The sequence below is a fragment of the Bacillus sp. L_1B0_5 genome (genome assembly GCF_000836715.1).
Lineage (GTDB): Bacteria > Bacillota > Bacilli > Bacillales > Bacillaceae_G > Bacillus_A > Bacillus_A thuringiensis_S.
Genome location: NZ_JXIS01000002.1, coordinates 1 through 12886, shown reverse-complemented (window position 1 = coordinate 12886; position 12886 = coordinate 1). Strand labels below are relative to the sequence as shown.

Here is a 12886-nt window from a genome sequence, read left to right as displayed (position 1 = left end):
GCAATCACACGATGTTGTGATTGCCTTTTTGTATGGAGATAATAAAAAAATAAAATTTTATCAAACAAAAGGATAATTTGCGTCGTCTTATATAAATGACAGGAGGCTTATGATGGAAGAAAAGGTAGAAGAATTAATTGATATATATAAGCAGCAAATATATTCCTTATGCTATAAGTTAGCGAAAACGAAAGAAGATGCGGAAGATATTTTTCAAGAGACGTGGATAAAAGTTTTTTCCTCTAGGCACCAACTTTCTTATGTGGATAATTATAAAAAGTGGATTACTACAATTTGTGTTCGTACGTTTTATGATTTTTATCGTAAGAAAAAAAGATGGAAAGATCGAATATTGGATTTGTTTCATAAAGAAGATGGTGAAGAAATAGATTTCGCAGATGAAGTGAATATATCAGAAGAATTTATTCAAAAAGTGGAAGCGGAAATGATACGGGAAGTTATACAGTTATTGAATGAAAAGTATAAAACTGTGCTCGTACTCTACTATTATGAACAATATTCTTATAAAGAAATGAGTGAAATATTAAATATACCGATTGGTACAGTGAAATACCGCCTTAATTATGCGAAGAAGCAAATGCGAGAACATTTGGAGGGGTTCGTTTATGAAGGAAGATAAATTTGATCAAAAGATAAAAAGTAGCTTAGCGGGAGAGATGATTCCTAGTGAAGAGCTGATAAATCATACGAAACAGAGCGTGCGAAATGCTAGGAAATTAGAGGGAAAATGGGTTATTTTCATTCATGCTATTTGGATGATTGTATTAACAGTCACCCTAGAGCAGTTTGTTAGTCATTTGGATCATAAAATATCTGTCATTATAACGATAGTTATTATGATGCACCTGTACATTCCGATATATGTTGTCATACAGTCATTTTTAAAGAAGGAGTATAAATTACATGATAGAGTTCGCTAATCCATTTGTAGTATTTGAGATAGCTGGGATTACAATGTTTTTGGCTTTTATAGCACTTTTAGTATGTGTAGCATCATGGGTGTATACAGATGCGAAAACGCGTGGAATAAGTAAGTGGTGGAGTGTTATAGCGATTGTATTGCCATTTTTTATTGGAGTTTTGTTATATATGATACGAAGAAGTAACAAGAAAATAGAAAGAGAATATACGATGAAGAGTATGAAAAAGCAAAAGGTAACATTAGTTGTTATATTTGCAAGTGCGATGTTTGTATTACTTAGCGGCTTTGCTTTTGTTCAAACGTTAGATGATATGTGGAGAGCTGGTGATATATATTTAGAAAATGAGAAGCAAGGGGAGACAAGTTATGAGGCAAAATTTTCATCATGGGATATTGCTGGGAAAGATATTGAACTTGAGTATGCAAAAGATACAGAAGTAACATTTTCTTATGAAACAGATGCAAAACGTGGGAATTTATGCTTTAGCTTGTATGAAAGGAAAGGAGAAGGTATAAGAGAGTTAAAAGAAATCTGTGAATCGAAAAAAGGTACTTTTAAAGCTACATTAAAAGCAAATGAAAAGTATGTATTTAGTATAAGTGGTTTAATGGTGAAAGATGGTTTTGTAAAAGTGAATTGGGAAGCAAAGTAAAGGGCCCCTGAGAAAGGCCCTTTATTTTATTGGATTGTATAAGTAACAGAAAAACTAACAGGACTATAGTAAACATAAGGTGCATGAAATTGAACGTACATATTTCCATCTGTTTTTGCAGTGAAAATTCGGCCGTAACCATCAGAATAACGTCCAATAAGGTTATGATTTGAGTCATAAACACTGTAACTAGGAGTTTTGCTGTTAGGTTGAATTGTTAACTCTTGTCCCTTTTGAAGGAAAATAGGTTCTTGTTCAGAACTACCTCCAGTTTGCAAAGAATAAAATTTTGTAAAGCTTTGTTCTTGAGCGGCAGCAGCGACTTTTGTTTCAGGAATAAACGCGGTAGCGCCGGTAATTCCTGCTAAAGTTAACGCACCTACTAAAATCATTTTTTTCATAATAGAAAAAGCCTCCTTATTAGTTGTAATCGGTATTGTTACAGTTAATATTGTATACGATAATGAGTAGGATAAAATATGCTTTTATGCATATATATTTTTTCTCAATAAAAGACCACTGATAAAAATCAGTGGTCTTTTATTGATTAGGCAGCTTTCTGTTCAGTTTGAGTAACAGGTTTTTGAAGCGAGTTATAAACCCCTGTTCCAATAACGTCTAATGCCATTTTCATTCGTTCAGGTGAAATGTTTTCTAATACGTTATCTTGAGGTGTATGGTATACCTTCTCGATATGATAGATTAATGGATTCCAACTATCGACACCCATCCAAATAAATAGAGCAGCAGGAATACCAGCTTCAGTAAATGGAACATGATCACTAGAACCGAATTTACCTTGTAGGATGAGGTCATTATTTAGTTGTTTACCTGCTTGCAAGGCAGCGTCTGTTACAAAGTTTGTAGAGCCATCAGGTGTCATAGCATATAAATTCTTTGCTTTATCATAATTTGTTGCAACCATATCAGCATTAAAGACGCCTAAAATACGGTCACGTTCTTTTTGAGATAAACTATTCACATAATAATCCGAACCAAGTAAGCCAGTCTCTTCAGAACCAAAGGTAATAAAACGAATTTCTTTATCAGTTTCTACATTTTGAAAAGCACGAGCTAGTTCTAATACTAATCCAGTTCCAGAAGCATTATCATTTGCGCCAGGTGCTCCGACAACACTATCATAGTGCGAGCTTACAACGACTGCTTTTTCATTACCTGTACTCTTTTTTGGTTTCTTTTTTGCGATAACATTTAGAGATGTTAATTTAGATTCATGTCTTGCCTTTAGAGAAAGGATTGTAGTTCCTTTTTTCGCAATTTCTTCTTTAAATGCATTTCCTTGCGCATAAGCAAGGCCAAATACAGGTACAGATTGTTTTTTCGTTAAACGAGGATTGAAAGTTTGCCCATAGTTTCCGCGTCCTCCAATTAAACTGTATAAAAGAACGCCTTTTGCACCTTTGCTAACGGCATTTTCAACTTGTTTATTATAATCAGCGACAGTTGTTCCTCTTTCAAATAAAACAATTTTACCGTTTACTTCATTTGGAATATCTTCTAATTTTGTCCCACCTTGAACAAAGATAAGGGGAGCTGTAACAGCTTCTGTAGAAATTAGTGAATTAGGAGCAGCACCAGCTTGCCAATTACGTTTTATTGATAGTGGTGATTCAATGAATCCAACGTACTGATCGGGCACCTGAAATGGCTGATATTCTACTTCATAGCCCATTGATTTAAGCTGCATACCAATGTAACGAGAAGCCCATTCTTCGGATTTTGTTCCACCAGGGCGAGGACCAATTGTTTCAGATAAGAAACGAACATGTTCAATTGCGCGGTTTGGATCAATCTGTTTTGTAATAGATGGAGTTTGTGTAACCTCTGACGTGGAATCCGCTTTTGCTTGCCCAATTGGAGATAAGCTAACAGCGAGTGATACAGCAAGCAAAGAGCTTACTATTTTTTGTTTCAATGATTTTCTCATTTTTTCCTCTCCTATTCTTCTATTCTCTCTGACTGACAAAAGAAGACGGATAATGACTTTATTTTACCTTCGCATCTTTTATTTTTCAATATTCTGACATTGAGAAATAAAAACGATATATGCATATTTGCATATTTTTGAGGGAGATATGTATGCTATCATTTTAAACGAAGGTTCGCTTTCTACTCTGAAAGCTCCTACATTGCATGAATCTAGTGTACCCAAACTTTAGATTATGTAGAGGAATGGAACCACTGTAGGGTTTCATTTCTCATGTTTGAATCAGTTGATGGTAATTATGTTTCCGCATTTCATAATTATTATCAGTGATATATGTAAGGCATCCATATGAAAATAAGAGGCTGTTCAAAGGTTTTCCGTACTTTTGGGCAGCCTCACCCCGTTAAAAGGACGATACTTTATGTATCGTCCTTTTTGTATAAAAAAACATCCAATCAATTGAGAGATTGATTGGATGTGAAAACATTATTAATAATGTTTTTTGCGTTTTGTAGCTAAAATACTTAATAATCCAGCTAGTAGAAGAATGATACCTACTGTTTGTGTAGGATCTTCTTTATGACCTGTATTCGGAAGGTGTTTATCCGTATTTCGATCATCTTGCTGTTTGTTATCTGTTTCATTTGATGTTTCTTCGGAAATTCCGTTTTTGTGTTTCTCAGATGTTTCATTGCCTTTGTTTTCTTCTTTATTTGGAGGAGTAACTGGCTTGTCATCTCCACCTGACGAAGATTCAATCTTTTTATTTGAAACTGTAATTTGTAGTGGCGTAGCTTGGGCTTTATCAATTGTAAAGTTTATTGGTGATGCATCTAATTGATAGCCTTTAGGAGCCTGTGTTTCTACTAATTGATAATTACCAGGTTTCAAATCATTTACGATTACTTTTCCGTGTTGGTCTGTTTTTAAACCTTCTCGGATGGTTTTTCCATCTTGGTCTAAAATATTGAAAATGGCACCTTCAAGTGTTCCATGGTGATCAATATCAACTTTAGTTAACTCAATTGAACCTGTTGTTAAACTATTTAAAGCTGTAACAGAGGTAACCTGAGATTGTCCTTTCGTAATTGTGAAAGGAATTGGTTTAATGTTTAAATCATAGCCAGTTGGAGCTTTCGTTTCAATGAACTGATAATCTCCCGGACGTAAATCAGAAACAGAAATTTTACCATCTTTATCAGTAGTTAAATCAGAACGAACATCCTTACCGTTCATATCTACAATTTTAAAGATAGCCCCTTCAAGAGTAGTACCATCGATGTCATCAACTTTAGTTAATTCAACTGCGCCTTTAGTTAAGCTGTTAGTAGCAGTAACAGAAGCTTTAGCAGTTTGACTCTTTTCAACAGTAAACTTGATAGGATTTTGATTTAAGTCATAATGCTTAGGAGCTTTCGTTTCAATGAACTGATAATCTCCTGGACGTAAATCAGAAACAGAAATCTTACCATCTTTATCAGTAGTTAAATCAGAACGAACATCCTTACCGTCCATATCTACAATTTTAAAGATAGCCCCTTCAAGAGTAGTACCATCGATGTCATCAACTTTAGTTAATTCAACTGCGCCTTTAGTTAAGCTATTCGTAGCAGTAACAGAGGCGATTTTTTCTTGGCCTTTTTTAACTGTGAACTTAATAGGTGTTTCGTTTAAGTCATAGTGTTCAGGAGCCTTTGTTTCGATAAACTCATAGTCTCCTGGCGGTAATTCATCCACAACTAAACGGCCGTTTTTATCAGTAGTTAAATCGGTACGAACATCGTGTCCATCCTTATTAACAATTTTAAATACTGCACCTTCAAGTGTTGTGTTTTGCTTGGCATCATCAACTTTAATTAATTCAACACTACCTTTCGTTAAGCTATTAATAGCTGTAACAAAGACATGCTTTGTTTGACTTCTTTCGATTGTGAACTTAATTGGTTCTTCATTTAAGTCGTAATGTTTAGGAGCTTTTGTTTCAATAAATTGATAGTCTCCTGGTTGTAAGTCTTTAGCGATGATTTTTCCGTCTTTATTGGTAACTAAATTCGTACGAATGTCGTTACCGTTCAGATCAGTAATTTTAAATACCGCACCTTCTAGCATTTCTTTCTTATCTATAGAGTCAACTTTCGTTAATTCTACGCCACCTTTTGTTAGGCCATTCTTAGCAGTAACAGAAACGTGAGTTGGTTGACTTCTCTCGATAGTGAAGCTAATAGGTTTTTTATTTAAATCGTAATGCTTAGGAGCTTTCGTTTCAATGAATTGATAGTCTCCTGGGCGTAAGTTCGTAGCAGTAATCTTACCATCTTTATCAGTAGTTAAATCAGTGCGAACAATTTTACCTTTCGCATCGATGATGTTAAACACTGCATCAGAAAGTTTTGTATCTGGATTTATATCATCCACTTTTATTAATTCTACAGCACCCTCAGTTAAGCTATTTGTAGCAGTAACTTGGAGCTTTTCTTTTTGGCTTTTCTTAATTGTAAACTTAATAGGTGTACTATTTAATTTATAGTGTTCAGGAGCTTTCGTTTCAACAAACTGATAGTCCCCAGGACGTAAATCAGAAACAGAAATTTTACCATGTACATCTGTTGTAAGCTCAGTACGAATGTCGTTACCATTCATATCGGTAATTTTAAATACCGCATCTTTAAGAGCAGTACCATCTACATCATCCACTTTAGAAAGTTCCACAGCGCCTTTCGTTAAGCTATTTGTAGCTGTAACGGAGATAGGATCAGCTTGGCTCTTTGTGATTGTGAATGGAATTGGTTCTTTGTTTAAATCGTAGTGTTTTGGAGCCGTTGTCTCGATGAATTGATAATCACCAGGACGTAGGTCAGAAACGCTAATTTTACCTTGTTGATTCGTAACAAGATCTTTGCGAATTACAGTACCATTCATATCAACAATTTTAAATACTGCGCCTTCAAGAGTAGTGCCATCGACGTTATCCACTTTAGAAAGTTCCACGCCGCCTTTTGTTAAACTATTTTTCATAGTAACGGTAGCAATATCTTTTTGGCTTTTTTCAATTGTAAATATAATTGGCTTTTTGTCTAAATCATAGTGTTCAGGAGCCGTTATTTCAACGAATTGATACGTACCAGGACGTAAGTTTTCGACAACGATTTTACCTTCACTGTTTGTTTTTAAATCTGTTTTAAGTACTTTGCCATCTTGATCTAGTAAATTAAATACCGCATCGGCAAGTTTTGTTTGATTGTTTAAATCATCCACTTTAAGTAATTCGATACTACCTTGTTTTAAGCTATTTGTAGCAGTTAAAGAAATAGCTTTCTTCTGTCCTTTTTCAATAGTGAATTTGATTGGTGTTTCATCTAAAACGTAATGCTTAGGAGCTTTCGTTTCGATGAATTGGTAATCACCAGGACGTAGGTCGTTAATTTCGATTATTCCTTGTTCATTTGTAACAAGGTCTTTATGAACTACATCACCGTTCATATTAACAATTTTAAATACTGCATCTTTAAGAACAGTGCCATCAACATCATCTGTTTTAGAAAGTTTAACTGTACCCTTTGTTAAAGCATTTGTAGCAGTGACATGAAGAGTTTCAGTTTGGCTCTTTTTAATTGTAAATACGATAGGTTTTTTATTTAAATCGTAATGTTCAGGAGCAATTGTTTCAACGAATTGATACGTACCAGGACGTAGGTTTTCAACAACAATTTTACCTTCATCATTTGTTTTTAAGCCTTCTTCAACTAGCTCTCCGTCTGCATCTAATAAATTAAATACGGCGTTAGCAAGTTTTGTATTTATATCAATATCGTCAATCTTTGTTAGTTCAACGCTACCGTTTTTTAAAGCATTTTTGCCTGTAACATTGATCTCTTTCGTTTGACTTCTTTCAATTGTAAATGGAATTGTTGTTTCATCTAATACATAGTGCTCAGGAGCTTTTGTTTCAATGAACTGATAGTCCCCAGGGCGTAAATCAGAAACAGAAATTTTTCCGTTTTTATCTGTAATAAGATTCGTATGAACTTCCTTACCGTTCATATCAACAATTTTAAAGATTGCACCTTCGAGCATCGTACGATCGATGTCATCGATTTTTGTTAATGTTACTGCACCTTTCTTTAAACTATTAGTAGCGGTAACAGTAATATTCTCTTTTTGACTTTTTTCGATAGTGAATGGAATAGGCTCTTTGCTTAAGGTATAGTCTTTTGGAGCTTTTACTTCAACAAATTGATAGTCTCCAGGACGTAAATCAGAAGCAGTAATTTTACCGTTTTTATCAGTCGTTAAACCTTTTCGAATTACTTTTTTAGTATCATGAGCGTCAACAATTATAAATTCTGCACCTTCAAGAGTAGTGCCATCAACATCATCAACTTTTGTTAAAGTGACGCCACCTGTAAGTAAACTATTTTTTACAGTAACAGGGATAGGAAGATCTTCCTTACTACCTTTTTTAATTGTGAACTTAATAGGTGTTTTGTCTAATTTATAATGTTCAGGGGCTTTTGTCTCGATAAATTGATAATCCCCTGGTGCTAAATCAGGAATAACTAATACTCCGTAATCATCTGTTGTTAAATCTTTCATAATTTCTTTTCCAGTTGCGTCTTGCAATGTGAATACAGCGCCGGCAAGAGCTTTACTACTTTCCACATCATCTTCTTTAATAAGTTTAACTTTTCCTTTCGTTAAACTATTTTTAAATGTAAGTGGAAGGAGTTTTTGTTGTCCTTTTTCGATTGTAAATTCAATAGGTTCTACATTTACATCGTAATAAGTTGGAGCCTTCGTCTCGATTAGCTTATAATTACCCGGGCGTAAGTCTTGTGCTACTAATTTACCATCTTTATCAGTAGTAAGTTCCGTACGAACATCCTCACCTTTGTCATTAACAATTTTAAATACTGCACCTTCAAGGGTTTCCTTAGCATTTACAGAATCAACTTTTGTTAATTCAATACCGCCTTTTATTAAGCTATTAGTAGCTGTAACGTTAATAGCAGTCGCTTGGCTCTCCTTAATTGTAAATTCAATCGGTGTTTTATTTAAGGTATAATGCTCAGGAGCTTTCATTTCGATAAATTTATAGTTACCTGGACGTAAACCAGTAGCAATAATTTTACCTTCCTGATTCGTAACTAATTCTGTACGGACATCTTCATTTTTGTTATTAACAATTTTGAATACGGCACCTGTAAGTACAGTGCCATCAGTATCATCGATTTTTGTTAGTTCAACATCGCCTGGTAGTAGACCATTTTCAGCTGTAATAACAATCGGTGTTTTTTGACCTTTCTCAATTGTAAATTCAATTGGTGTTGATCGCAGTTCATAATGTTCAGGAGCTTTTGTTTCAATAAATTTGTATTTGCCTGGACGTAAGTCAGAAGCTTTAACAGTTCCGTTTGTATCGGTAGTTAATTCTGTACGAACGTCTTCGTTCTTATCATTCACGATTTTGAACATAGCTCCAGCAAGGGGAGTCTTTTTATCAAATTCGTCGACTTTTAATAGCTCAACAGCACCTGTTGTTAAACTGTTTTTTGCAGTAATTGAGATAATGCTTGTTTGACTTTTCTCGATTGTAAACGGAATTGGTTCTTTATTTAAGTCATAGTATTTAGGTGGTGTTGTTTCAATAAATTGATAATCACCAGGATCTAAATCTTTAACGTTCAAAGTTCCATCTTTTTCTGTTTTTAAGTTTGTACGGACATCTTCATTTTTGTCGTTAACAATTTTGAATATCGCACCTTCAAGGGTAGTGCCATCAATATCATCCACTTTTGTTAACGTAACGCCACCTTTAATTAAAGCATTTTTTGCTGTAATAGAAGCGGCTGTAGTTTGGCTTTTTTCTATTTCAAATAGAATAGGCGTTTTGTCTAATTCATAGTGCTCAGGAGCTTTTGTTTCGACAAATTGGTATTTACCAGGGCGTAAATCTTTTGCTTCTATTTGTCCATGCTCATTTGTTGTTAATTTCTCATATCCAGGAATATTTTTTCCGTTGCGATCCTGAACAGTAAACTCTGCCCCTGCTAAAGTTTTATTATAATTATCCACTTTTGTTAAAAGAGCAGATCCTTTAGTTAAACTATTTGTCGCAGTTCGGTTTACTACTGTTGTTTGATCTTCAGAGATAGTAAACGGAATAAGTTTGCTATCTAATTGATAATGCTCAGGAGCCTTCGTTTCTTGTAAGTAGTAAGTTCCTGGTTTTAGTTTATCTATAATAATTTGTCCGTTATTATTTGTTGTTAATTTTTCATGTTCTGGAATTATTTTTTTGTCTTTATCTAGTAGTGTGAAAACGGCGCCTTGTAGTGTTGCGTTTTTGTTCAGGTCATCAGATTTTGTTAAAACTACTTTCCCGATAAACTTCTTATTTGCAAGTTTATATGTTGTAGTCTCTTGTGTACCAAGTTCAACAATTTTCCCTTGTTTTAAATCCCAGCTAATTACATAGCCTTCAGGAGCCTTTGTTTCTTTCAATAAATATTTATCGCGTTTTAAATTATTAAATTTAGCGATACCGTCTTTGTCTGTTGCAATTTTACGGATAACAGTTTTACCTGTACGATCGTATAAAGTAAATTCTGCCCCAGCTAATAGTACGTTCTTATTGTCGTTATCTACCTTTATAATTTCAAGGTTTCCACGACCTTTGGTAGCAGATCCTCCGCCTGAACCAGAAGACATTCTCACTTCAATCGTTTCAGTAGTTTCTGTGTTTTTAACTGTCAACTTATTGCCTGTGATTTTCGCTTTATTACTTACTTTTTCTTTATCGTCTGCATTAATAAGTGAGCGATATTCTAAAATATAAGCTCGATCAATTTTTTTCAAGAAGGCAATTTCGAAATGTTGCTTTCCGGTATTATTGTCTGTTGTTATTTTGAGTTTATAGTCTGTTCCTTCTTTTAATTCGTTTACTGTATCTTTTGTTAAATTTCCATATGGATCAACAGTTGTAGGATATAAGTGGAATGAATCTTCCACAATTACCTGATTTTCGGTGGGGTCATCTGTTACAACCGCATCTGCAATGGTTGATTGGCTTTCGTTAATTGCGATACTCCAATTAATATAGTTGTCGTCTTGCACAGCTTTTTTAGTAACGAAGCTGCCACCTTTATTTACTTGAGTGTCACCTGTAAGGGTGTTTACAATTTTAGAGCCATCTTTTAAATCTGCCTCGTTTTTGTAGGTGCCTTGGATAAGTTCACCATCAAGGCTTGTTTTAAAGATAATATAGTAAGGTGAATTAATTGATTGTTTGAAATGAACCTTTAGGGTGTTTTTATTTTTCTCTGTAGGTTCTTCAAGTTCATATTTCTCAGTTGGTACAGCATTACCAGGTTGTGCATTATCAGGATTTCCATTTAAAATCATATCGCGCACTTCAATGGATCCAGGCACTAACTTTTGTTTATCTTGTATTACGTCTATAACATAAGGATCTTTAATCTCAACATTATTATAGTTAAAGCCTATTATCCAAGTAATTTCCTTCGTTTGGGCGTTATAAGAACCGTATTTATAACCATTTGCTTTTGTGAAAGTATCAGGATCGAAATTAGCTTCAACTTTATTTGATTGTGGATTAGAATCCGTATCTATCCAAGATAGGTTACCTGTGTTTTTAAATGAAGTTTTACCACTTTCTAGCTTTGTATAATCAAAGTCTGTCGTATATTTTACGACTAATGTCTTTGTCATATTAGACTGATACGCACCTATAAGAGTAATTTTGAAGCCTTTATCTGTTGCATCTAAAACATAGTCAGTCCCAGCTTGAAGGGTATAATTTCCGTCTTTAATTTCTAGTTTCTTATCTTTTAATTGTAATCCACCATGATCAAAGGTGTCCGTAATGATCGCGTTGTTTAATGGATAGTTGTTATTATTTACTATAATTGTCCAAGTTGTTGTTTTGTCTTTATAATTTGTTTCAGCTTTATTATTAGATTTAATAATATTTTGCTGCTTGAAGCTAGCTTCATTCTCTTTACTTGAATCATTATCAGCTGTAACTGTATTTTTTACTTTTCCATCTTCTATAACTTTATTAGTTGGCTTGGTTTTATAGGTAATCACATAAGCACTATTAATATCATCGTTAAACTGTAAATCGAATCCATTCTTCTTGTTACTTACAGTGTAATTATTAACAGCGTCTCCTGTTACAAGCGTTCCTTTTTCATTATATGAAGCGTTTTTCACAACAATAGAATTTGCATCTAGTTCGTGTGTATCGTCAAAAATATCTTTTAAAATCGCATCAGCTTTTTTGATCTCTCTTTGATCACCATTGTAAGTAATTGTCCACTCAATTGTTTGCGTCTTTGGATCATATTTACTTGTTTTATTTAAGTGTGTACCACGAGAAACCGTTACAGTAGAGCTTGCGTTTTGTTGCTTTTGATTATCACTCGTTATCGTAACGTTATTTCGGAAGCTTTTAATATTTTCATCGGTAATTTTTGTGGCATATTCGATTTGATATGCTTTATTGATAGAATCTTTGAAAGCAATCTCCAATTTTGAGCCATCTGATGAAATAATATTGTAATCTGTTGGCTCAGCTTCTGCACCACGCGTTACATTCCCATTAACATCAACTTCTAAATAATAAACTTTAATAGAATCTTTATTTAAGCTTGTACCTTGTGGAATGTTATCTTTAAAAACAGCGTTTTTAAGGGTGTCTTTCGTTTTGTTCATTTCTACTTTCCAATTAATTTCATTTGTATTAATTGGTCTATCAGGTAACCCTTTTTTATTCGTAGCTGTTTGTACATTAGGCTTAAAGTCAACTGTAATAGAAACATCCTTATCTTTAATCGGGAAAGGAATTTCTTGTGTTGTTGTACCTTTAATTTCAGCTTTATTAAATTCTGTCTTTAATTGTAGGTTACCAGCGACATCTGGATGCTCTTCAACATAATCGTTGAATGTCATCGTGACTTTTCCATCTTTTGTAACAGTAAAATTACCAATTTGATTGTTTTCACTATCATATAAAGGACTGTTAATTGTATTGTAAATTTTAAAATGTTTAGGAAGATCAAAAATATAGTAATCTCCACTTTTCACATTCATTGATTTTAAAAGTTCCCATGTAAACTCAATATTGGCAGGAGAATCTGTACTTGGACGGTTATCCTCTGTAAATGGTTTTCCGTCTTTATCCGTCAGCTTTACACCGGTTAAAATGTTTGTTGTTATTTGCTTTGGACCTGAATTTGTATTCTCAGCAGGGTCGCTTGCTAGCTTTCGTTCTGGATTGTCAGTAGCAATTTTAGCTGCTGGGTTTTGTTCCGGATTATCAGT

The 12886-nt window shown here is 34.0% G+C and carries 6 protein-coding genes; 3 read left to right on the top strand and 3 right to left on the bottom strand.

From position 1 onward, the window contains the following. Positions 1–112 precede the first annotated feature (112 nt). The 3 genes from RT27_RS01105 to RT27_RS01095 are packed head-to-tail and all read left to right on the top strand — an operon-like array spanning position 113 to position 1596. Complete coding sequence (locus RT27_RS01105) at positions 113–640, top strand: RNA polymerase sigma factor (RefSeq protein ID WP_016079617.1); 528 nt, start codon at positions 113–115, stop codon at positions 638–640. Further along, positions 627–941, top strand: a complete 315-nt coding sequence (locus RT27_RS01100; protein ID WP_016079618.1) for a hypothetical protein — start codon at positions 627–629, stop codon at positions 939–941. Before RT27_RS01105 ends, RT27_RS01100 begins: the two co-directional genes overlap by 14 nt. Then, positions 925–1596 (top strand): ECF-type sigma factor negative effector, encoded by a 672-nt coding sequence (locus RT27_RS01095; RefSeq protein WP_043935100.1) that lies wholly within the window; start codon positions 925–927, stop codon positions 1594–1596. Before RT27_RS01100 ends, RT27_RS01095 begins: the two co-directional genes overlap by 17 nt. Before the next feature lie 26 nt (positions 1597–1622). Here RT27_RS01095 and RT27_RS01090 read toward each other — a convergent pair whose 3' ends face one another. From RT27_RS01090 to RT27_RS01080, 3 genes are all read right to left on the bottom strand, one after another. Next, positions 1623–1997: a hypothetical protein gene (locus RT27_RS01090; protein WP_029443678.1), complete on the bottom strand. Its 375-nt coding sequence runs from the start codon at positions 1995–1997 to the stop codon at positions 1623–1625. Between the two features lie 146 nt (positions 1998–2143). Further along, positions 2144–3544, bottom strand: coding sequence for a M28 family metallopeptidase (locus RT27_RS01085; protein ID WP_016079621.1), 1401 nt, complete (start codon positions 3542–3544; stop codon positions 2144–2146). A 489-nt stretch (positions 3545–4033) separates the two neighbouring features. Next, the coding region (locus RT27_RS01080) for a SpaA isopeptide-forming pilin-related protein (protein WP_052497722.1) at positions 4034–12886 on the bottom strand (8853 nt) is incomplete at its 5' end.